Below are 21,696 nucleotides of genomic sequence, written 5' to 3' on the forward strand. Positions count from 1 at the left end.
GCAGTGGGCGGCGGAAGGAGGAGGCGTGACGACTCGGGTGATGTTGGTCTCACCGGCGGCGGGCGACGCCCAGCGCGAGGTGCGCTTCGATGACGACGGTCCGCTGAGCGAGGCCGGTCTGCGCCGCGTGCGGGCCGCGGCCGGATCGCTGCCGGCCGCCGACCGGGTCTTCGCCTCGCCCTCCGTCCGGTGCCGGGACACCGCGGCGGAACTCGGGCTGCCGGCCCGCTCCGCGCCGGAGCTGGCGGGTTGTGCGATGGGTGCCTGGCGTGGCCGGACGCTGGCCGAGGTCGCCGACACCGAACCGGTCGCGGTCTCCAGCTGGCTGAGCGATCCGGACTTCGACGGACACGGCGGGGAGTCGCTGCGGGCGCTGTGTGACCGGATCGCGGGCTGGCTGACCCGGATGGCGCTCGACGCGGGCCGGGTGGTGGCCGTCGTCGAACCGGATGTCGTACGGGCCGCGGCGGTGTGCGCGCTGCGGGTGCCCGCGGACGCGTTCTGGCGGCTGGACGTGCCGCCGCTCACCGCGACCGAGCTGAGCGGCCGCGGCGGGCGTTGGAACCTGGGCCTGGGGCGGGCGCTGGACCGCAGGTGAGCGGGGGCGTGGCCGAAATGCTTCAGAATTCATCTGTCGCTTCATCTACACATAAAAGCGACATAAGTGCAGAATAAAGGTGCGCGGCCCGATGCCACGCGAAACGGCCAGGCTTGCGAGCGAAGGAGGCGAGTCGTATGGCCGACGTCTCACACCACAGGGGAGATCTCGCCGGTCACCCCGACGCTTCTGAGATGCGGGCCCGCTATGAGCGGGTGCTCGGTGGGCGTGATGTCGTACTCGTCGACGGCCCGGTGTTCTTGGTCGGCCTGTACTGCGCCGTCTCGCCGTGGGTCGTCCACTTCGCCGCCACGCAACCTCCGCTGGTGTTGCACAACCTCATCCTCGGCATCGCGATCGCCCTGTTGGCGGTGGGTTTCACCGTGGCACCCGAGCGGATGTACGGCCTGAGCGGCGCGATGTGCGCGATCGGTGTATGGATGATCATCTCGCCCTGGATCGTCGGCAGCAGTCCGGACGCCGGCGTCATCTGGAACAACCTCGTCATCGGTGTTCTGACGTTCCTGCTGGGCGCCATGTGTGTCGCGGTGGCATCGAGGAGCCGCAGCGCCACATGACCTGCGCTCCCCAAACGGGGGCGTGTGACGAGCCGCCGGTGTGCCTGCCTCCCTCGGGGCGGGCGGACCGGCGGCCGTGTGTGCGGGCGCTGCGGGTCGGGCTATCGGCGTCGGGCGCGGCCCTCGGCCGACAGGTGCCCGGCCAGTCCGGCCAGGACCAGCCCGCTCGCGATCAGCAGGCCGTGCGCCAGGGCGATGCCGAGGGCCAGGCCGGCGATCGCCGCGGCCTGTGCGAGCCGTGCGGCGCCGCGCGGGCAGGTGCGCGAGCGCCCGGCGGGCGGGGTGCGGGTGGGGGACAGGGCTTGGTGCCGGAACGGCTCGGCGATCTCGCCGAAGGGGCGGTCGTCGTACGGGGACAGGGGTGTCTCTCCTCTCCCGGGGGTGCGCGGGGCGGCGCCGTACGGGCGGGGTGCGGGACAAGGGGGCGTTGCCCCGTTGATCATTTGTAGTTAGGCTTGCCTAACTTGTTGCGGGGCAACAACGTCACCTGCGTGTTGTGCCCTGCCGGGCCCTGCCCGTAACGCCGTTGACCGGAGAGGTGTCGCACCATGTCGTACGAGAAGCAGCCCCTGGACGAGGCCCGGGACGCGCTGGTCCGGATCGCCTACGGCGGTATGGCGGCGCACACGCTGGGCGCCGCGGCCCGCATGGGGATCATCGACCTGATCGGGGACGGGGAGCGCGGCCCGGACGAGCTGGCGGCGGAGTGCGCCGCCGAACCCCAGGCCATGGGCCGGTTACTGCGGGCGCTGGCCGGGCTCGGGCTGCTCGTGGAGCGGCCTGCCGGGAAGTTCGCCACCACCCCGGCCGGTGACCTGCTGCACAGCGACCACCCCCAGTCGCTGCGGTCCTTCTCCCGGATGTTCACCGACCCCACCATCCTCAGGGCCTGGGAGCTCCTGGACGACAGCGTGCGCACCGGCCGGCCCTCCTTCGACACGGCCTTCGGCCAGGACTTCTTCGGCTACCTCGCCCAACAGCCGCAGCTCTCCGCCGACTTCAACGCCGCGATGGGCCAGGCCACCCGCGACACCGCCGCGCTGGTCCCCGCGGCCTACGACTTCGGCCGCTTCAGGGCCGTCGCCGACATCGGCGGCGGCGACGGCACCCTGCTCGCCCCGATCCTGCGGGCGCACCCCGCGCTCCGCGGCATCCTCTTCGACAGCGCGGAGGGCCTCGCCCAGGCCGGCGAGCGGCTGGCGGACGAGGGCCTGGACGGGCGCTGCTCGCTCGTCGCCGGGGACTTCTTCGCCACCGCTCCCGAGGGCGCCGACCTCTACCTCCTCAAGAGCGTGATCCACGACTGGAACGACGAGCAGTGCACCACGATCCTGCGGCACTGCCGGCAGGTGATCCCCGACGACGGCCGACTGCTGATCATCGAGCCGGTGCTGCCGCCCGTCGTCGACCCCTCGCACTCCGGTGTCGACCCCTCGGGGGCCGGCGTGCTCTACCTCAGCGACCTCAACATGCTGGTCAACGTCGAGGGCCGGGAGCGCACCCGGGACGACTTCGACCGGCTGTGCCGCGCCGCGGGCTTCGCCCTGCGCACCGTCGTCCCGCTCCCGGAGCCCAACCGCTTCTGCCTCATCGAGGCCGAGCCGGTCTGATCCGGCGGTGACCCGGGCGGCGCGGTGCACACGAGCGAGGCCGGCGGGCCCCGCGCACACGTGCGGCCGCCGCCCGGACTGGGATAATCGGGGTATGGGGTATTTGGCTCTGGGCGACCGCCCCGGAGAGGGAGCATCCCGTGACCGCTGTGCCCGTGGATGATCACGAAGACTTCGCCGACGCCGACCGCGGCTTCATCGCGGAACTCGACCCGCCCGAGGTCACCATGGACGACGGCCGGGTGGTCTGGGACGCCGGAGCCTACGGATTCCTGGCCCAGAACTGCCCCGACACCGCCCACGAGGGCCTGTGGCGCCAGGGCAGGCTGGTGAGCCGCCAGGGGCTGTACGAGGTCACCGAGGGCATCTATCAGGCACGCGGTCTGGACCTGTCCAACATGACGCTGGTCGAAGGCGATCACGGCGTGATCGTCATCGACCCGCTCCGGTCCGCGGAGACCGCCGCCGCGGCCCTGGAGCTCTACCGCAAGCACCGCGGAGACCGGCCGGTCACCGGCCTGATCTACACCCACTCGCACGGAGACCACTTCGGCGGCGCCCGAGGCGTGCTCCCGCCCGGCCACCACCCCGTTCCGGTGCTCGCACCCGCCGGCTTCCTCGCCCACGCCGTCGGCGAGCACGTCTACGCCGGGACCGCGATGGCCCGGCGCGCCGTCTACATGTACGGCGCCGAGCTCACCAAGGGGCCGGACGCCCAGATCGGCTGCGGTCTGGGCGCCACCCACTCCACCGGCACCATGACCCTGATCCCGCCGACCGTGCACATCACCAGCACCGGCCAGGAGGAGATCCTCGACGGTGTGCACCTCGCCTTCCAGCTCACCCCGGGCACCGAGGCGCCCGCCGAGATGAACTTCTGCTTCCCGGCCCACCGGGCGCTCTGCCTGGCCGAGAACGCCACCCACACCCTGCACAACGTCCTGTCGCTGCGCGGCGGCGCCGTCCGCGACGCCCGGGCCTGGTCCCGCTACCTGGGCGAGGCGCTCGCCCTCTTCGGCGACCAGGCGGAGGTCGCCTTCGCCTCCCACCACTGGCCGACCTGGGGCAAGGACCGCGTCAGGACCCTGCTGGCCAACCAGCGCGACCTGTACGCCTATCTCCACGACCAGACCGTGCGGCTGCTCAACCAGGGGCTCACCGGCCCCGAGATCGCCGAGGAGCTGCGGCTGCCGCCGGGCCTCGCGCGGGAGTGGGCCCACCACGGCTACTACGGCTCGCTCAGCCACAACGTCAAGGCGATCTACCAGAGCTACCTGGGATGGTTCGACGGCAACCCCGCCCACCTGTGGGAGCACCCTCCCGTCGAGCAGGCCAAGCGCTATGTGCACACCATGGGAGGCGTCGAGGCCACCGTGGACGCGGGCAAGCAGTACGCCGCCGAAGGCGACCTGCGGTTCGCCGCCACCCTCCTCAACCACGCCGTCTTCGCCGACCCCAAGAACCTCCGCGCCCGCCGCGAACTGGCCCTCGTCTACGAACGGCTGGGCCACGGCTGCGAGAACGGCACCTGGCGCAACTTCTACCTCACCGGCGCGATGGAACTGCGCGGCACCCTCGCCGCGCCACGGCCGGGCACCGCCGTCCCCGAAATGGACCGGGCCCGCACCGTCGACCAGCTCATCGACGCGCTCGCCATCCGCATCGACGGCCCGCGCGCCTGGTCCAGCCCGCTCACCCTCGACCTCTACCTCCCCGACGAGGACCGGACCTGGCATCTGACGCTGTCCAACGGAGCCCTGACCCACCTCAGTTCGCCGGGCGCCCCCACCCCGTCCGACGACCGCGGCCCCGACCTGACCCTCACCCTCACCAAGCCCCAACTGCTCGACGTCCTGGCCGGCCAGGGGACGCCCGAGGCGGACCGGAACGGCGGGACCGGGGCGCTCAACCAGCTCCTGGGCCTCCTCAGCCTCCCCGACCCCACCTTCCCCATCGTCACGCCCTGACCACCAGCGGCCCGTCCGCAGTCGTCAACTTCGCGCCGCGGACCGCCCACGCCACCCTCCGCCACCCGACGCCGAAGCTGGGGCAAACTGGGCTGGTGGCGAGCAGCATTCCCGAAGAATCCAGCAGTTTCGTCGGCCGGAGGGCCGAACTTCGACAGATCGGCCAGGAGTTGACGGACCACCGGCTGGTCACCCTGACCGGGCCCGGTGGCGTGGGCAAGACCCGCGTCGCCATACGAGCCGCGCGCGCGGCGGCGCCACGCTTCCCCGACGGAGTCTGGTGGGCCGAACTGTGGCCCTTACACAACGAAGGGCTGCTGCTGGCCACCGTCTGCGACGCCGTCGGCCTGGCCGACCACACGGCCCGCACCCCCGCGGCGGCGCTGTGCGAATGGCTCGCCGACAAACGGCTGCTGCTGGTCCTGGACTCCTGTGAACACCTCGTCGACGCCTGCCGCGATCTCCTCGCGGACCTGCTGACGGCCGCCCCCCACCTGACCGTGCTGGTCACCAGCCGGCAGCCGCTGGACCTCGTCGGCGAGTGGACCACCGAGATCGGCCCGCTGCCCTGCACCGGCGACAACGACGCACTGGCCCTGTTCACCGAACGAGCCGTCGCCGCCGCGCCCGGCCTGCGGCTCACCGACCCCCGCCGCGCGGCGGCCGCCGACACCATCTGCCGGCGCCTCGAAGGCATTCCGCTGGCCCTGGAACTGGCCGTCGCCCAGCTGGCCGACAGCTCCGTGGAGCGCATCGCCGAGCGGCTGACCTCCCGCTTCGACGCCCTCGACGGCGACCCGCCGACGCGGCTCCCGCGGCACCGGACGCTGCGCTGCGCCATCGGCTGGAGCCATGAGCTGTGCACCCCCCTGGAGCGGCTGCTGTGGGCCCGGCTGTCCGTCTTCCGGGGCACCTTCGACGAGGAGTCGGCGGCCTCGGTCTGTGCCGGCGGCCCGCTCACCGGGGAGGAGGTGCGCAGCGTACTGGCCGGGCTGGCCGCCAAGTCGGTGCTGACCCGCGAGGGCCCGCGCTTCCGCATGCTCGACACGCTGCGCGAGTACGGCCGGCTGTGGCTCGGCGAACTGAACGAGACGGCGGCCCTGGCGGACCGGCACGCCGCGTACTTCGTGGCCTTCGTCCGCCGCGCCGAACAGGGCTGGCTCGGCCCCGAACAGGTCGGTTGGTACGGCAGGGTCGCCGACGCCCATGTCGACCTGTGCACCGCCCTGGACCACCTCCTGGCCACCGCCCCGGAACGGGCCCAGGAACTCAGCGCCTCGATCGGCTTCTTCTGGAGCTGCTGCGGCCATCTGCACGAGGCCCGCGACTACACCGCCCGCGCCCTCGCCGCGCACCAGGGGCCGAGCCGGGCCCGTACCCGAGCACTGTGGGCGCTGGGCGTCGCCGTACTCCTGCAGGGTGATCTGTCGCTGGCCGACGCCCTGGGCGCGGAGTGCGCCGACGCGGCGCGGGCGGGCGACGACGCGGAGGAGGCGCTCCAGGCCGGCTACCTCATCGGCCTCACCCATCTGATGGCCGGCCGGCCGATGTCCGCGTACACCGTCGTCGAGCAGGTCCTCGGAACGCCGCCCGACACCCCGTTCGACTCACCCGGACGGCTGCGCTGCCACCTCGTACGGATCTTCGCCCTCACCAACCTCGGCAAGCTCGACGAGGGCCGTGCCGAGGCCACCGCACTGCGCCGCGGCTGCGTGGAGCGCGGCGAACACTGGACCCGCTCCTACACCGACTACCAGCTCTCCCTGGTCGCGCTCTTCCAGGGCCGGCCCGCGGAGTCGGCCGGGCACGCCCGCGCCATGCTCGCCGCCAAGCGGGACATCGGCGACAAGTTCGGGATCGCTCTCGGCCTGGACCTGCTCGCGGCCGCCTTGGCCGCCCAGGGCGAGGGTGCCGCGGCCGCCCGGGTCTACGGATGCGGCCAGGCCATCTGGCGCACCGTCGGGCACCCCCAGCGAGGCACTCCCGAGCTGCGCGCGGTACGCGAGGAGTGCGAGCGGCGGGCCCGCGCGGCGATCGGCGACGACGCCTACGCGGAGCTCTTCCACCGGGCCAGCGAGGAGCGCCCCGAGGTCGCGCTCGCCCGGATCCTGGCAGGCGACCTGTGACCGCCGCCCCGATTCAGACGGCGGGCTCGCCGGCCAGCGTGTACAGCAGCTCGTAGGCGGTGGGGATCATCCGGCAACCGTTCCCGCGGCGGGTGGCCAGCGCCACCAGGCCAGTGTGCGACGCCGCGTGGTAGCCGAAGAACGCCTGCTGGCCGAAGGTCGCCCCGACGTGGAAGAGCAACGGGCCGCGCGGGGCCGGGTGCTGGAACCACGTCAGGGTGTGGGTGTTGCGGCGCCGCCAGCCGCGGCGCAGCAACGGGACCTGGACGTCGCGCAGCGCCGGGGCCAGCGGAGTGTCCTCGGGGGAGAGGTGCGCCTCGAGGTAGCCGAGCAGGTCCCCGGGGGTGGCGCGGACCGACCCGACGGCGGCGAAGGCCCCCATGTCGGTGCTGTGCACCGGCGTCACCCCGTTCGCCCGGTGGCCGATGGCGTCGGTGCCGGTGGCCCCCGGGCCCAGAGCGGTGTCCGTCAGCCCGAGCGGGCGCAGTACGCGGTCGGTGAGCAGGGCCGGGTAGTCGGTGCCCGTGGCCTCGGACATCGCCGGGCCGAGCATGGCCAGCCCGAAGTTGGAGTAGCGCCAGCGGGTGCCGGGACGGTTGCGGGGCCGGGTCCGGGCGAAGGTGTGCAGCAGGCGCTCGGTGTCGTAGGCCGCGTACCCGTTGACGGACGGGTGCAGCAGGGCGCCGGGGAGCAGGTCGGTGGGGATCCGCGGCAGCCCCGAGGTGTGGGTGGCCAGATGCCGCAGGGTGATCCGCCGCGAGTACGGGTGCGGCAGTGACAGGCCCGGCAGGTACGCGGCGAGCGGATCGTCCAGCGTCAGCACCCCGGCCCTGGCGAGGTCGGCCAGCAGCAGCACGGTGAAGGTCTTCGACAGCGAGCCCACTTCGTAGCGCAGCGCATGGCGCGGGGTGGGCGGAGTCATGGCCGTGCCGCCGGTGAGCACGGTGCGCAGGCCGCCCCGGGTGACCGCGAGCACCACGTCCGGGGCGTCGATCTGGGTGACCGCGTCCGCGAGGCGGTCGGCGAGCGCGGCGCCGCGTGCCGGGCCCATCAGACGGCGGACATCGCCCGGGAGGTGGCCATCGCGGAGGCGAACGCGGCGACCAGGGTGGGGTGGTGGACCTGGTCGAACACGTAGGCCGGGTCCCCCTCGGGCATCCGGCGCAGGACGGGCATCGCGCCGCAGTCCGACTGCGCGGCGGCGTAGCGCTCCCACAGCGCCGCGTCCAGCGAGGGCCGTGGCAGACAGGCGTCGACGACGAGGAGCTCGCCCAGCAGATCCCAGTGTTCGAGGTCCGCCCAGTCGTTCATCCAGGCCGGCAGATACCGCGTGAGGTAGTCGGCGACGGCCGGCGGGATGCCCTCGGGGTTCTCGCCCCAGTTCGTGAGGTGGAAGACGGTGTGGGTGATGTCGTAGGCGATGTGCAGCTGCACCGTCCAGGGTTCGGCCAGCTGCCCCAGCCAGGTGCGGGCGACGGCCTGGTCGAAGTCGCTGCTGGGCACGAGGCCCAGCTTGCGTTCCGCGTTGAGCACGGCCAGCCGCCGGTTGGGCGGCATCTCCAGCGCCGTCCAGGTGCCGGTGCGCCGGCAGACCTCCACCCTCTGCTCCAGACCCGGATGACGGTGGCCGAGCTCGTGGAAGGGCGCATAGACCTCCAGCGGCACGGGGGACAGCGGCTCGTCGCACTGGAGGCGGGCCAGTACGTTGCCGCCGTCCAGCAGCTCCCGCCAGGCGAAGTCCAGCAGCTGCCCGGCACGGGTCTTCTGGCGGGACCCGGCCACTCCCTCCCGGAACAGCACCTGCATGTTCATCGCCAGCTCCCCGACGGGCTTGAGCCGTTCGGCGACCGCGTCGTTGGTGGCGAAGTCCTCGGGGGTCAGCCGGAAGCGCTCACGGTGCTCGTCGAGCCAGGACAGCGCCCGGTCGCCGACACCGTGCAGCAGGGCGGGGGATGCGGCCGTCACCATCACGGGGCTGTCTCGCTTTCACAGAGGGTCCGCCCGCCCACCAGCGCCGGCCCGCCGGCCGACGGACCGGCCTCGGCCTCGTCGGCGGCGATCCGGGCGAGGGTGGCGGCGAACGCGGTCACCAGGGTGGAGTGGTAGCAGGCGGTGAAGACCTCGTACGGCTCGGCCGAGGACGGGGCCGCGCCGATCTCCGGAACGCTGCCGTCGGCCGCCTGCGCTTCGGCCAGCCGCTGCCAGGCCGCCGTGTGGTACGGAGCCGCGGGCAGGCAGGCCGTCACGGCCAGCAGCTCGCCCACCAGGTCCCACGCCTCCTCCGCCAGCCAGTTCTCCAGCCAGGAGGGGAGCCACAGCCGCAGATAGCCCGCGAGTTCGGGGGACAGCCGTTGTCGGTTGCGGCCCCAGTCGGTGAGGTGGAAGACGTCATGGGTCACGCCGTAGGCCGCCCTGCGGTCCAGTGCCCACGGCTCCGGCAGCCGGCCGAGGCCGGTCAGCGCCAGCACGGCGGCGAAGTCGGCGTGCTGGCGCAACCCGATCCGCCGCTCGGTGTTGAGCACGCCGAGCGTACGGGTGTGGTCCTCGCGCGCCACCCGCCAGCCGCGCAGCCGCATGGTGGTCTGCAGCAGATCGTCGGCCTCGGCATGGCGCAGCCCGGCCTGGGCGAAGATCCCGTACAGCTCCGCCGGATAGGTGGCGAACGGCTCGCCGCGGATCAGCTCGGCGAACAGCTCGCCGTCCCGGGTCTCGTTCCAGGCGAACGAGAACAGGCCGCGGGCCCTCTGGCGGATGTCGTCCCGCGGGTGCAGCACCCCGATCAGCTGGGTCAGCTCGGCCAGTTCGCCGAGGGGTTTGAGGGTCAGATTGGGATCGGCGTCGGTCGTCACGTTCGGAGGCAGGCGGAAGAGCCCGCGCGCCTCCTCCAGCCACCCCAGGCTGCCCTGGACCATCCGGTCCAGCAGCCCGGGGTCGCTGTGGGCGGCGGTCACCAGCCCCGCCCGTGGAAGCGCTGGGCGGCCACGACGTGCAGCGCGACCCGTGGGTCGGCGCCACCCATCTGGCGGACGAACGCCAGCCCGCTGTCCAGCCCCAGGGTCTGCGGCACCTCCGGCAGCCGGGCCAGCCAGCGGCCCAGACCGGCCGCCTGCAGCCAGTCCTGCCGGCGTACCGCCCGGACGAAACCGCGGGACAGATCGTCGGTACGGGTGGCGAGTTGCTCGGCGAGACCCGGTGCCAGCTTCGGCAGCGCGAGCGACGCCAGTTGCGAGACCCGGTGGGACAACTTCGGCCAGGGGTCGAGCCCCACCCATTCGGTGTCGGCGTCGGGCGCCGGCGGCCAGTGCTGTGCGCCTCCCGGCAGAAACGCGTGCGAGGCCTCGACCAGGCCCCGGTAGGTCCACACCGACACCTGCGAGGCATCGGCTCCCGGCGGATAGGCCGCGAGTGCCTGCCGGACCACCGCTTCGTCGTCCGCGCCGAAGGGCGCCGCCCGGTGCTCCACGGCGTACGGCGCGAGCGCGTCGGCGCCGAGCACCCGAACGGCGGCTGGGGTCAGCGCATCTTCTTGCCGCAGAATGCCAGACAACGCATAGGGGTCGCCCTCACCCCGCAGGGCGAGGGCGACCTCTGTTGCGGCATCGGCAATCGCAGCGCTCAGCGGGACTGCTCCCTGCGTCTGCTCAGCCAACGCTTCGTCCCCTCAGCGAGTGTCCGTCTTGGGCCGGGGGGTGGGCGGCGAGAGCAGGAGCGCCCCGAGGAGGAGCAGCGCGGCTGCGCACTCGCGGGTGTCGCGGAAGACACCGTCGGATTCGGCGGGTTCCAGCAGTCCCTCGACCTCGGCGGCCAGGGTGGCCGTCTCGACGGGCGCTGTGCGGTCAGTAACCATGCGATCAACTCCTTGTGGCGAATGGGATACCAGATTCACATCGGCTTTTATGGGACGCAACGGGAAAAAACGGAACATTAGGCGGTTCGTGTGACTTCACGTCATGTGCGACGACCGCGCTCCCTCCAGCAACTGCCTTTCGTCAAAGCTGAGTTGACGACGGACCGGGTGATACGTGGCGGCTGCCCAGGTGACGGCTCTCAGAGTGAAGCTCGGCGGGTTCGCCCCTCAGGGACGCGCCCTTCGGTGTGAGCGCCTGATGGATCGGCCGGCCGGTCACGGACCGGGAGCGCCTGCCGCACGACGCGCTCCCGGCGCTGGAAGATCTCTTCGAGGGGCGGCCGCCGCGCCCCCACCGCCACCGACCGAGGCAAGGGCAGGGACCCCATGTACGACGCACTCCTGGCAGAGACCGTCACCCTCACCGGCCACGGCGGCGACCTCATCGAGGCGTACGCCGCCCGGCCGCTCGTCCCCGGGCCGCTCGGGGGTGTGGTGGTCATCCACCACATGCCCGGCTACGACACCGGCAGCAAGGAGATCACCCGCCGGTTCGCCGCCGAGGGCTTCCTGGCCGTCTGCCCCAACCTCTACAGCCGCGAGGCGCCCGGCGCCGAACCGGGCGACGCGGCCGCGGTGGCCCGCGCGCGGGGCGGGGTCCCCGACGCCCGCCTGGTCGGGGACGTCGCCGGGGCCGCCCGCTATCTGCGCGGACTGAGCTCCTCCAACCACCGCGTGGGGACCATCGGGTACTGCTCCGGCGGCCGCCAGTCCTTCCTCGCGGCCTGCAGCCTGGATCTGCAGGCCGCCGTGGACTGCTACGGAGGCTTCATCACCCGCCGCCCGCCCGAGGACTTCCCGCTCGCCGTCGAACCGATCGTCCATCTGACCAAGGACCTCGGCTGCCCGCTGCTCGGCCTCTTCGGGGCCGAGGACCAGCACCCGTCCCCGGCGGAGACGGCGGAGCTGGAGAACGCGCTGCGCAAACACGGCAAGGTCCACGCGTTCCATACGTACGAGGGCGCCGGGCACGCCTTCTTCGCGGTGGACCGGCCCAGCTACCACCCGCAGGTCGCGCAGGAGGCCTGGCAGCGGGTGCGCGAGTTCTTCGGGCGGCATCTGAGCGGGTGAGGGGGCGGCGAGCCTTCACCCCCGCTGCCCTAGAGTGCCAAGGTGCCGACGTACAGCATTGGTCAGGCAGCCGGGCTGCTGGGAGTGAGTGCGGAGACCGTCCGCCGGTGGGCCGACGGCGGTCAGCTGCGGATGGACCGGGACGGCGCGGGGAACCGCATGATCGACGGGGTGAGCCTGGCGGCGTTCGCCAAGGAGCGCGCCGCCGGACTGCATCCGGTGCCGGGCGATGTGCTGACGTCCGTACGGAACTCGTTCGCGGGCATCGTCACCAAGGTGACCATGGACGATGTGCTCGCCCAGGTCGAGATCCAGTCCGGGCCGCACCGGCTGGTGTCGGTCGTCAGCCGGGAGGCGGTCGAGGAGCTCGGTATCGAGGTCGGGGTGACCGCCACCGCCCGGGTGAAGTCCACCAACGTGCACATCGACCGGCCGGGCGACCGGAGTTGAGCCGTCCGCGCAGGGGGAGGCCGGGCGCCGGCGCGGCAGCCTCAGCGGCACAGCAGTGCGGCCCGCAGGTCCAGTTTGTGATCGAGCCGGGACAGGTCGCGACCGGTGAGCATCTCTATGCGCTGGATGCGGTAGTGCACCGTGTTCACATGCAGCCGGAGCTTCTCGGCCGTACGCGCCCAGGACCCGTGCTGTGCGAGGAAGACCTCCAGGGTCTCCAGCAGCATCCGGTGCGAGGCGGAGCCGCCGCGCGCCAGCGGGCCCAGCACCCGGCTGCTGAAGGCCCTGCGGACGTCGGCCGGGACCCCGGCGAACAGGGGGCCCATCGTGCTGAGGTCGTCGACGCGGACCACCCGGACATCGTCCGGTGCCTCGGAGCGGGCCGCCGCCAGCGCGTAACGGGCCTGCTCCAGTGCGGAACCCAGTCCCTCCGCCGCGGTTACCGGGGCGCTGACCCCCGCGTGCAGCGGCGCCTGCCGAGGGGCGTGCAGAGCCGGCCACCCGCCGCCCGGCGGGGTGCGTCCGCCCCGTCCCTCGGCGTCCGGTGCCGCGGGGACGACGGCGACCGCCTCGCCGCCCGGTAGCCCGCCGGCCGCGAACGGCTCACCGGGGGAGTGCCGCAGCGCCTCGGTCAGCGCGCTCACCGCCCCGTCGCCGTCCGCGCCGCCGAGGGTGGCCACCACCACCCGGTACGGACCGGAGGCGGGCAGCCCGCAGGTGCGCAGCGCGGCGTCGAGCGCCGCACCGTCGGCCGGGCCGGCGTCGACGAGCGCGACCAGCTCGTCGGCCGCCCGCCGCTCGTCCGGTCGCACGGCCGGCTCGCCGCGGACGTCCTCCTCCGGCGCGAGGTGATCGTCGGGGCGGTGGCTCGGATCGTCCCACCGGCACGGCCGCACGGCCTCGGTGACGGCCCGGAAGGTGGTGTGCGCGGGCACCGCCACCAGCACGGTCTCGTGCGTACGGCAGGCGTCGACGAGTGCGTCGGGGATCTCGCCGGGCGCCTTCTCGGCGGCCAGCAGCGCGGCGGTACCGGCCGAGCGCAGCGCCGCGACGAACCGGTCGGCCTGCGTGCGGTCGTCGCCGGGCGCCCACCACGCCAGACCGCTCAGCACCAACTCGCCCGGGCGCACCGACCCCGCCGGGTCCGCGAGGTCGGTGGTGGTGACCCCACGGATCTCCCGGTCGAGCAGGGAGCCCTCGCCCCACAGCAGGGTCAGATCGAGCGAATCGACCTTGAGGAGGTCTCGGACGTGCATGTGCTGGCTCCTTGCGCGGCTGCCGGAGGCGTGCTCCGGCACGCTCACCTTCGCGAGGCGAATGCGGGTCCCAACATCGTAAACCTCGGATATGCCTCCCTCATGCCCCAATTCCCCTCACAGCGGCAAACTGGAAGCTCATACGAGGGTGGCATGTGTGGTTCAAGCCCCACTCGCTCGGGCATCACTGGGAGGCAGCCGCCGCCGTACGGATCGCCTCAAGGGGGACTCCCATGACGCCTACGAGCCGAATCGACCCGCCGCCCCGCACCGCCGCCGTTCGCGCGGCGGCGCCCGAGGACGCCGTACGGGCCGATCCCCGGCGCCTGGTGATCCGTGGTCAGCTGCGCCGTCCGCTCGCGCTGACCGTCGCCGACCTGCGGGAGCGGTGGCTGCAGCGGCGGGCCGCGGTGGTCTTCGACTGCGCCAAGAACGGGCCGCAGCACCACACCTTCCGGGGACCGCTGCTGCGGGACGTCATCGACGCGGCGGAGCCCGCCTTCGACGCCCGGCGGCGCAAGGACCGTTCGCGCTATCTGCTGGCCGTCACCGGCGGGGACGGGCACCACACGGTGCTGTCCTGGGCGGAGATCGACCCGGACTTCGGCGATGCGCCGATCCTGCTGGCCACGGCCATGGACGGGCGCGCGCTCGACGGGGCGGGCAGCCAGCTCGTGGTGCCCTCCGACCGCTGCGGGGCGCGCTACATCAGCGCGATCACCGGCATCTGGGTCGGCACCTGCGCCCCGCCGGGGCGGCCGTAGCCGGTGCCGGACGCCGAAGGACCGGCACCACAGCGGGTGGGGGCGCGGGGCGGGCCGCGAAGGAGGCGCGCACTTCGTCCGTTCCTCCAAGCGGCCCGGCGTCGGGCTGGCATCTGCCATATAGGTTCGCCTGGTGGATTGCAGATGCGACCTTGGGCTGCATATCTTGTCGCGCATGCAGTCCTACACGATTGGTCAGGCGGCGCGGCTGCTGGGCGTCAGCCCGGACACCGCGCGCCGCTGGGCCGATGCCGGCAAAGTCGCGACCCATCGCGACGACAGCGGCCGCCGCCTCATCGACGGCCGCGATCTGGCCGCCTTCTCCGTCGAGGTGGCGCAGCACGGCACCGGTGAGGACGACGGCTCGTACACCTCCGCGCGCAACGCCTTTCCGGGCATCGTCACCGCCGTCACACTCGGCGACGTCGCCGCCCAGGTCGAGATCCAGGCCGGTCCGCACCGCCTGGTGTCCCTGCTGACCCGGGAAGCGGTGGAGGAGCTCGGCCTGGAGGTCGGCATGCAGGCCACCGCCCGTGTGAAGTCCACCAGCGTGCACATCGACCGCACCTGACCCCGCGCCTGACCGACCGCGGCAGCACCACAGCCGGAGCGCCCCCCACCGTGCCGATGCCAGCTGCCCCACCCCAGCGGCGTCGCCCGTCCACGGCGCGGCTTTTCCCATCCGCTCGGGCGGCGTCCGCCGTCCCGCGTCACAAGGAGTCTCCGCCTCATGCCTCAGCTCATCACCGGGCGCCGCGCCGCCGCCGCGATCGTCACCGCCGCCCTGCTCGTTCCGCTCGCCGCCTGCGGGAAGGGGACGGACAAGAAGAAGGACGACGGCGACGCGAAGTCCGGCAGCGCCACCAAGGCGGAGCTCACGGTGCTGGCCGCCTCGTCGCTGACCGATGTCTTCAAGAAGGCCGGCGCGCTCTACGAGAAGGACCACCCGGGCACGAAGGTGAAGTTCTCCTTCGCCGGTTCCCAGGAGCTGGCCGCCCAGGTCAGGGAGGGTGTCCCCGCCGACGCCCTGGTCACCGCCGACACCAAGACGATGGACAGCCTGAAGGTCGACACCGGGGCCCCGACCGTCATCGCCAAGAACCGCCTGGTCATCGCGACCGGTGAGGGCAACCCGAAGAAGATCACCGCGCTCAAGGACCTCACCAAGAGCGACCTGAAGGTCGTGCTCGCCGCCTCCGAGGTGCCGGTCGGCCGCTACAGCAAGCAGGTGCTGGACGCCCAGAAGCTCACGGTCAAGCCGGTCTCCCAGGAGCCCAACGTCCGCGCCGTCCTCAGCAAGGTGGAGCTCGGCGAGGCCGACGCCGGCCTGGTCTACAAGACGGACGCCGCCACCGCGCCGAAGAAGGTCGACGCCATCGACATCCCCGACGCCCAGAACGCCGTCGCCTCCTACCCGGCCGCGACCCTCAAGGCCTCTGAGCACTCCGCGGCCGCGGCGGCGTTCGTGAAGTGGCTGAGCACGCCGGCGGCGCAGAAGCTCCTGCGGGAGGCGGGCTTCCAGCAGCCGTAGGGAGTGTCCTCCCAGCGGTGTGCGGCGTCGCACGGGTCTGTCCGGCTCGGGGGAGCGGACAGCCCCGTGCGCGCCGCCGTTCGACACGGCTCACGCCGGTCCGCTCAGCCTTGCCCCCAGGAACCGTCCAGTCCCAGGAACGCCCGATGACTCGCCTTCGCATCCCGGCCGCGCGCCAGGCGGGCCGGCGCCGCGCGCCCGGCACCCGCACGCCCGTCGCGCTGACGGTGCCCGCGCTCGTCGCCGTCGCGTTCCTGCTGATGCCGCTCGTCGGCATCCTCGCCCGGACCTCCTGGAGCGAGCTCGGCACCCATCTGACCAGCCCGGGCGTCACCGAAGCACTCAGCCTCTCGCTGCTGGTCTCCTTCTGGGCGCTGGGGCTGTCGCTGCTGCTGGGCGTACCGCTGGCCTGGCTGCTGGCCCGGGTCGACTTTCCCGGCAAGGCGCTGGTCCGCTCGCTGGTGCTGCTGCCGATGGTGCTGCCGCCGACCGTCGGCGGGGTCGCCCTGCTGCTCGGCTTCGGCCGCCGCGGAGTCCTCGGCCCCTGGCTGGAGGACACCTTCGGCATCGTGCTGCCGTTCCACACCTCGGGCGCCGTGGTCGCCGCCACCTTCGTCGCGATGCCGTTCCTCGTCATCAGCCTGGAGGGCACGCTCGCCGGGCTGCGCCCCCGTTACGAGGAGACCGCGGCCTCCCTCGGCGCCTCACCCGTCCGGGTCTTCTGCACGGTCACCCTTCCCATGGTCGCCCCCGGCCTCGCTGCCGGCGCCGCGCTGACCTGGGCCCGCGCGCTCGGCGAATTCGGTGCCACGATCACTTTCGCCGGCAATCTGCCCGGCACCACCCAGACCCTGCCGCTCCAGGTCTATCTGCTGCTCCAGGACTCCCCGGAGGCCGCCACCTCGGTCTCGCTGCTGCTGCTCGCCATCGCCATGGCCGTGCTGATCTGCCTGCGCGGCCGCTGGACCGGTGCTACGACCGCCCGCCCGGCCCGCGACGTGCGGGCCGCCGAGGACACCGACCTCCCGGCCCCCGCCACCACCGCCGGCGAACCGACCGCCACCCCGTCCGCCCCCGCCCGGGAACGCTGGCCGCTGCACGCCGACGTCACCGGCTTCAACCAGCTGACCCTGGACGCCGAACCGGGCACCACCATCGCCGTCGTCGGCCCGAACGGAGCCGGCAAGACCACTCTGCTGCGCGCCCTGCTCGGCCTCACCCCGCGCGCCCACGCCTCCCTCCACCTCGGCGACACCGACGTCACCACGCTGCCCCCGCACCGCCGCGGTGTCGCCTGGGTCCCCCAGGACGGCGCGCTCTTCCCGCATCTGAGCGCCCTGAGCAACACGGCATACGGGCTGCGGGCCCACGGCGTCGCCCGGGCCGAGGCCCGCCGCGCCGCCCAGCAGTGGCTCGACCGGCTCGGCGTGGGCCCTCTCGCGCACCGCAAGCCCGCCCAGCTCTCCGGCGGGCAGGCGCAGCGCGTCGCACTGGCGAGGGCGCTCGCCGCCCGGCCCCGGCTGCTGCTGCTCGACGAGCCGCTCGCCGCGCTCGACCAGACCACCCGGGCGCATGTCCGCCACACCCTGCGCAGCCATCTGGCGGGCTTCGGCGGCGTCTGCCTGATCGTCACCCACGACCCGGTCGAAGCGGTCTCGCTCGCCGACCGCGTCCTCGTCCTCGACGACGGCCGAGCCCTCCAGGACGCCCCGCCCGCCGAGGTCACCCGCCATCCGCGCTCCCCCTGGGTCGCCCGGATGCTGGGCCGCAACGCCTGGCCGGGCGTCGCCGCCGGCGACGGTCTCGGACTCGCCGCCGGCGGTCGTCTCGTCGTCGCCGACCCCCTCCCGGAGGGTTCCCGGGCGCTGGCGATCATCGCCCCGGAGGCCGTGTCGCTCCACCTCGACAAGCCCGCCGGCAGCCCCCGCAACATCTGGCCCGGGACCGTACGGGAGATCACCTCGGCGGGCAGCCGGCTGCGGGTACTGGTCACCTCGCAGCAAGCCCCCGACCTGGTGGCCGAAATCACTCCATCGGCCGCCCTCGAACTCGGCCTCGCCGACGGGGTGTCCGTATGGACCAGCGTCAAGGCCACCGAGGTCTCGCTCGTGACGCTCTGAGGATCAGCCGTGCGGCGCGGCCGTCGGCTCCAGCACGAACACCGGGATCACCCGGTCCGTCTTGCGCTGGTAGTCGTCGTAGTCGGGGTACGCCTCGACCGCGCGCCGCCACCACAGCGCCTTCTCCTCACCGGTCACCTCACGCGCCGTCATGTCCTGCCGCACCGGGCCGTCCTGCAGCTCCACCCGGGGGTCCGCCACGACGTTGTGGTACCAGACCGGGTGCTGGGGCGCGCCGCCCAGGGAGGCCACGACGGCGTACGTGCCGTCGTGCTCCACCCGCATCAGCGGGCTCTTGCGGATCTTTCCGCTCTTCGCTCCCCGGGTGGTGAGGACGACGACGGGCATCCCGCGCATCGTGGTGCCCTCCGTGCCGCCCGAGCTCTCATACAGTGCGACCTGATCGCGCACCCACTGCGCCGGGCTCGGTTCGTACTCACCCTGTAGAGGCATGCTGTCCGTCCCATCTGCCAAGACACGAGTGGTGACCGGTGGGGTACCGACCGATCACCGCCGACCGGGTTGTGCGGGTCACCGGCGGGCGCTCAGCGCGCGCCGGTGACCGCCTGACCTTCGCTCAACAAGCAAGGCGGGCGCAATCATCCCGGGCCCGCCGCCGTGTCCCGAACGCGCCGTCCGCCGCGCCCTTCCGCGGGCCGTGCCGCCGCCCTACGGTCTCGCGCATGACCACCCAGCGGTTCACTCCCGGCTCCGCCGCGCCCCCCGCCTCCCACACCACCCTCGAACGCAACGCCATCGGCACCGGTGACCTGGTCTTCTTCGTCGTGGCCGCGGCCGCCCCACTGACCGTCATGGCCGGTGCGGCGCCGGTGGCGATCGCGATGGCCGGCCGGGCGGCGCCGCTGGGCTACCTCCTGTCCGGGCTGCTGCTGATCGTCTTCGCCGCCGGCTTCACCGCGATGAGCCGCTACGTCCGCAACGCCGGCGCGTTCTACGCCTACATCGGGCGCGGGCTCGGCCGGGCGGCCGGCGCCGGTTCGGCGTATGTGGCCCTGCTGTCGTACAACGCCGTCGAGGTCGGGCTGCTGGCGGTCTTCGGACGGTTCACCGCATCGGGGTTCCGGGCGCTGACCGGTGCGCAGGTGCCCTGGTGGGCCTGGGCGCTGGCGGGCCTCGCGGCGATCGCACTCCTCGGCTACCGCAGGGTCACCCTGAGCGCCAAGGTGCTCGGTGCCGCGCTCGTGCTGGAGGTGCTGATCCTGCTCGTCTTCGAGGTCGCGGTGTACGCGCACGGCGGCGGGCCCGACGGACCGCGGTTCGGGGCGCTCTCGCCGGAGCACCTGGGCACCGCGGGCGCCGGCGGTATGTTCGTGCTGTCCGTCGGCGCGTTCGTCGGCTTCGAGGCCACCGCGATCTACGCCGAGGAGGCGCGCCGGCCGGAGCGCTCGGTGCCGCGCGCCACCTGTGCGGCCGTCGGATTCCTCGCGCTCTTCTACACCTTCACGGTCTGGACGATCGTCAACGCCTACGGGGCGGACCGCGTGCAGGCGGTGGCCCACGGCGGTGCGGGCACGGACATGGTCTTCGCCGCCACCGGACGGTTCGCCGGTGCCTGGGCCGCCGACGCGATGCACGTCCTCATCGTCACCAGCACCTTCGCCGCCACCCTCGCCTTCCACAACGGCGCCACCCGCTACTTCTACGCCCTCGGCCGGGAACGTCTGCTGCCGCGCCGCCTGGGCACGGTCACCGCGCACAGCCGGTCCCCGGCCTCGGCCGTCCTCCTCCAGTCGGCGATCGCCCTGCTCGTCGTCCTCGCCACGGTTCTCACCGGCCGGGACCCCTACACGGTCACCTTCCTGTGGACCAGCGGCACCGGGATCCTCGGCGTCATGCTGCTGCAGGCGCTCGCCGCCCTCGCCGTCGTCGGCTTCTTCCGCCACGACCGCCGGGGGCTGCCCGCCTGGCGCGTGCTGGCCGCGCCGCTGCTCGCCGCGGCCGGCCTGGCCACGGTGATCGTGCTGGTCTGCGCCGACTTCGGCCTGCTGACGAACGCGCCGACGGGCACCAACATCGCACTGCTGGTACCCCTGCCGCTCGCCTTCGCGCTCGGTTCGGCCGTGGCGCTGCGCATCCGCCGCCGCGACCCGCGGGCCTACCAGCGGCTGACGGCGGGGGAGACGGAGCCGGCGCCGGCGCCCGGCTGAGCAACCGGGTGCCGGCGCCGGGAAGTTGCGCCGCGACGTCCCGGCCCGCCGCGCCCCTAGGGTGCGGCGGGCCGGGACCCGTGGTCAGGACACCAGCTCCACCGTCTGACGGCTACGGCGGTGCTGCTCCTCCCAGTTCGTCAGCGCCGCGCCACAGGCGTGGTCGAGATGGCGCAGCCCGCTCAGATCGAGCCGCACATCGCGGTCGGCGGGCAGCGCCTCGAGCTGGTCGAGGATCTTCGGCAGCCGCAGGAAGGTGGCGTTGCCGACGGCCCGTACCAGCACCGGCTCGTCCTCGTCGGCCGGAGTGTCGACCTCGAGGTGCACATGGGAGGTCTCCCAGGCCGTCTTCACGACGGCCATCAGCAGACCGATCAGGACGCCCTCGAACATGTTCACCGTGACGATCGCGATGGCGGTGACCAGCAGCACGACCGCCTCACCGCGGTGTTCGCGCCACAGCGGCCGCAGCGCGCGCACCGGGATGAGCTTGCAGCCCGAGTACACCAGGACGCCCGCCAGCGCGGCCAGCGGCACCACGCCCAGCGCGGCCGGGAACGCCGCGGCGAACACCAGCAGCCAGACGCCGTGCAGCACCCGGGAGGCCTTGGTCTTCGCGCCCGCATGGACGTTGGCGGCGCTGCGCACGATGACCGCGGTCATCGGCAGCGCACCGAGCACACCGCATACGGCGTTGCCCGCGCCCTGGGCCATCAGCTCCTTGTCGTAGTCGGTCTTCGGCCCGTCGTGGAGCCGGTCGACGGCGGCGGCGCTGAAGAGGGACTCGGCCGAGGCGATCAACGCGAAGGCCAGCACCGTGCCGATCACCCCGATGTCGGCGAGCCGGCCCAGGTCGGCGAGGCCGGGCGGCTGGATCGCGTCCAGCAGCCCGCTGACCTCGACCCGGGCGACCGGCAGGTCCAGCGCCCAGACCGCGGTGGTGGCGAGCGCCACCGCCGCCAGCGGCGCGGGCAGGATCCGTGCCGCGCGCCGCCAGCGGGGCCACAGCACCAGGACGGCGATGGTGCCGGCGCCGATGGCCAGCGCACTCAGCGCGGTCTGGGACCGTACGGTGTCGGCGACCAGGCCCGGGAGCGAGCCGATGTTGGCCAGTCCGCTGCCCGGTGCCTTGGCGTCGGTGAGGGCGTAGAGCTGTCCGGCGATCAGCACCAGGCCGATGCCGGCCAGCATGCCCTGGACGACGGCGACCGAGATCGCCCGGAACCAGCGCCCCAACTTCAGTGCGCCCATGGCCAGTTGCAGGGCGCCCGCGGCCAGCACCAGCGCACCCAGCGTGCCGACGCCGTACTCCTTGACGGCCTCGAAGACCAGCACCGTCAGGCCCGCGGCCGGGCCGCTGACCTGCAGGCTGCTGCCGGGGAGCAGACCGGTGAGCAGTCCGCCGACGATACCGGTGACCAGCCCCAGCTCGGCCGGTACGCCGGAGGCGACCGCCACCCCCACGCACAGCGGGACGGCGACCAGGAAGACGACGAGGGAGGCGGTGAAGTCCGCCCGGAACGAGGTGAGTTTCTTCATGAGGGGCACCT

21 protein-coding genes are annotated in these 21,696 nt (G+C 73.2%); 12 read left to right on the forward strand and 9 right to left on the reverse strand.

Features of this window, described 5'->3' with window-relative positions:
* The first annotated feature begins 25 nt into the window (after positions 1-25).
* Both AC0680_RS22150 and AC0680_RS22155 read left to right on the forward strand, forming a co-directional pair.
* Positions 26-598 (forward strand): histidine phosphatase family protein, encoded by a 573-nt coding sequence (locus tag AC0680_RS22150; protein WP_478631343.1) that lies wholly within the window; start codon positions 26-28, stop codon positions 596-598.
* 137 nt (positions 599-735) lie between these two features.
* Positions 736-1,176, forward strand: a complete 441-nt coding sequence (locus AC0680_RS22155) for an SPW repeat protein (RefSeq protein ID WP_478631346.1) — start codon at positions 736-738, stop codon at positions 1,174-1,176.
* Between the two features lie 101 nt (positions 1,177-1,277).
* Here the strand turns inward: AC0680_RS22155 and AC0680_RS22160 are convergent, their stop codons facing one another.
* The gene (locus AC0680_RS22160; protein ID WP_478631348.1) at positions 1,278-1,619 is read right to left on the reverse strand and encodes a hypothetical protein; all 342 of its coding nucleotides are present in this window, start codon (positions 1,617-1,619) and stop codon (positions 1,278-1,280) included.
* Positions 1,620-1,724: 105 nt separating this feature from the next.
* Between AC0680_RS22160 and AC0680_RS22165 the strand changes: the two genes are divergently transcribed.
* The 3 genes from AC0680_RS22165 (at position 1,725) to AC0680_RS22175 (ending at position 6,879) form a co-directional block, all read left to right on the forward strand.
* Complete coding sequence (locus AC0680_RS22165; RefSeq protein ID WP_478631351.1) at positions 1,725-2,786, forward strand: methyltransferase; 1,062 nt, start codon at positions 1,725-1,727, stop codon at positions 2,784-2,786.
* Between the two features lie 140 nt (positions 2,787-2,926).
* On the forward strand, positions 2,927-4,753 hold the full coding sequence (locus AC0680_RS22170) for an alkyl/aryl-sulfatase (RefSeq protein WP_478631353.1): 1,827 nt from the start codon (positions 2,927-2,929) through the stop codon (positions 4,751-4,753).
* Between the two features lie 95 nt (positions 4,754-4,848).
* Positions 4,849-6,879, forward strand: a complete 2,031-nt coding sequence (locus AC0680_RS22175) for an ATP-binding protein (protein WP_478631355.1) — start codon at positions 4,849-4,851, stop codon at positions 6,877-6,879.
* A 13-nt stretch (positions 6,880-6,892) separates the two neighbouring features.
* Here AC0680_RS22175 and AC0680_RS22180 read toward each other — a convergent pair whose 3' ends face one another.
* From AC0680_RS22180 to AC0680_RS22200, 5 genes are read right to left on the reverse strand one after another with little or no spacing between them, the layout of a single operon-like run.
* Positions 6,893-7,930, reverse strand: a complete 1,038-nt coding sequence (locus tag AC0680_RS22180) for a serine hydrolase domain-containing protein (RefSeq protein ID WP_478631356.1) — start codon at positions 7,928-7,930, stop codon at positions 6,893-6,895.
* A complete protein-coding gene (locus AC0680_RS22185; protein WP_478631357.1) occupies positions 7,930-8,847 on the reverse strand; it encodes a DUF6895 family protein in 918 nt (305 codons plus the stop codon). Before AC0680_RS22185 ends, AC0680_RS22180 begins: the two co-directional genes overlap by 1 nt.
* Positions 8,847-9,830 carry a DUF6895 family protein gene (locus AC0680_RS22190; RefSeq protein ID WP_478631360.1) on the reverse strand — a complete coding sequence of 328 codons (984 nt, stop codon included), beginning with the start codon at positions 9,828-9,830 and terminating at the stop codon, positions 8,847-8,849. The genes AC0680_RS22185 and AC0680_RS22190 overlap by 1 nt, the downstream gene beginning before the upstream one ends.
* On the reverse strand, positions 9,827-10,528 hold the full coding sequence (locus AC0680_RS22195) for a hypothetical protein (RefSeq protein ID WP_478631362.1): 702 nt from the start codon (positions 10,526-10,528) through the stop codon (positions 9,827-9,829). The genes AC0680_RS22190 and AC0680_RS22195 overlap by 4 nt, the downstream gene beginning before the upstream one ends.
* Positions 10,529-10,540: 12 nt before the next feature.
* Positions 10,541-10,726 carry a hypothetical protein gene (locus tag AC0680_RS22200; protein ID WP_478631365.1) on the reverse strand — a complete coding sequence of 62 codons (186 nt, stop codon included), beginning with the start codon at positions 10,724-10,726 and terminating at the stop codon, positions 10,541-10,543.
* A gap of 387 nt (positions 10,727-11,113) precedes the next feature.
* Between AC0680_RS22200 and AC0680_RS22205 the strand changes: the two genes are divergently transcribed.
* Together AC0680_RS22205 and AC0680_RS22210 are read left to right on the forward strand one after the other, a co-directional pair.
* The gene (locus tag AC0680_RS22205; protein WP_478631368.1) at positions 11,114-11,857 is read left to right on the forward strand and encodes a dienelactone hydrolase family protein; all 744 of its coding nucleotides are present in this window, start codon (positions 11,114-11,116) and stop codon (positions 11,855-11,857) included.
* Positions 11,858-11,899: 42 nt separating this feature from the next.
* Complete coding sequence (locus AC0680_RS22210; protein ID WP_478631371.1) at positions 11,900-12,307, forward strand: TOBE domain-containing protein; 408 nt, start codon at positions 11,900-11,902, stop codon at positions 12,305-12,307.
* A gap of 41 nt (positions 12,308-12,348) precedes the next feature.
* Here AC0680_RS22210 and AC0680_RS22215 read toward each other — a convergent pair whose 3' ends face one another.
* Positions 12,349-13,563 carry a PucR family transcriptional regulator gene (locus tag AC0680_RS22215; RefSeq protein ID WP_478631373.1) on the reverse strand — a complete coding sequence of 405 codons (1,215 nt, stop codon included), beginning with the start codon at positions 13,561-13,563 and terminating at the stop codon, positions 12,349-12,351.
* Positions 13,564-13,796: 233 nt separating this feature from the next.
* Between AC0680_RS22215 and AC0680_RS22220 the strand changes: the two genes are divergently transcribed.
* From AC0680_RS22220 to AC0680_RS22235, 4 genes are all read left to right on the forward strand, one after another.
* Complete coding sequence (locus AC0680_RS22220) at positions 13,797-14,327, forward strand: molybdopterin-dependent oxidoreductase (protein WP_478631375.1); 531 nt, start codon at positions 13,797-13,799, stop codon at positions 14,325-14,327.
* A gap of 175 nt (positions 14,328-14,502) precedes the next feature.
* Positions 14,503-14,898, forward strand: a complete 396-nt coding sequence (locus AC0680_RS22225) for a TOBE domain-containing protein (protein ID WP_384438636.1) — start codon at positions 14,503-14,505, stop codon at positions 14,896-14,898.
* 159 nt (positions 14,899-15,057) lie between these two features.
* Entirely contained in the window at positions 15,058-15,858 is an 801-nt protein-coding gene (modA, locus tag AC0680_RS22230) for a molybdate ABC transporter substrate-binding protein (RefSeq protein ID WP_478631379.1), read from the forward strand.
* A 146-nt stretch (positions 15,859-16,004) separates the two neighbouring features.
* Positions 16,005-17,978 carry an ABC transporter permease gene (locus AC0680_RS22235; RefSeq protein WP_478631380.1) on the forward strand — a complete coding sequence of 658 codons (1,974 nt, stop codon included), beginning with the start codon at positions 16,005-16,007 and terminating at the stop codon, positions 17,976-17,978.
* 3 nt (positions 17,979-17,981) lie between these two features.
* On the opposite strand, the gene AC0680_RS22240 is transcribed toward AC0680_RS22235, so the two are convergent.
* The gene (locus tag AC0680_RS22240; protein ID WP_478631382.1) at positions 17,982-18,431 is read right to left on the reverse strand and encodes a nitroreductase family deazaflavin-dependent oxidoreductase; all 450 of its coding nucleotides are present in this window, start codon (positions 18,429-18,431) and stop codon (positions 17,982-17,984) included.
* Positions 18,432-18,661: 230 nt separating this feature from the next.
* On the opposite strand from AC0680_RS22240, the gene AC0680_RS22245 reads away from it, so the two are divergent.
* Positions 18,662-20,146 (forward strand): APC family permease, encoded by a 1,485-nt coding sequence (locus AC0680_RS22245; protein ID WP_478631384.1) that lies wholly within the window; start codon positions 18,662-18,664, stop codon positions 20,144-20,146.
* Positions 20,147-20,230: 84 nt separating this feature from the next.
* On the opposite strand, the gene AC0680_RS22250 is transcribed toward AC0680_RS22245, so the two are convergent.
* Positions 20,231-21,685 (reverse strand): SulP family inorganic anion transporter, encoded by a 1,455-nt coding sequence (locus AC0680_RS22250; RefSeq protein ID WP_478631387.1) that lies wholly within the window; start codon positions 21,683-21,685, stop codon positions 20,231-20,233.
* Positions 21,686-21,696: the final 11 nt, after the last annotated feature.

This window comes from Streptomyces sp. NPDC043738 (assembly GCF_056436545.1).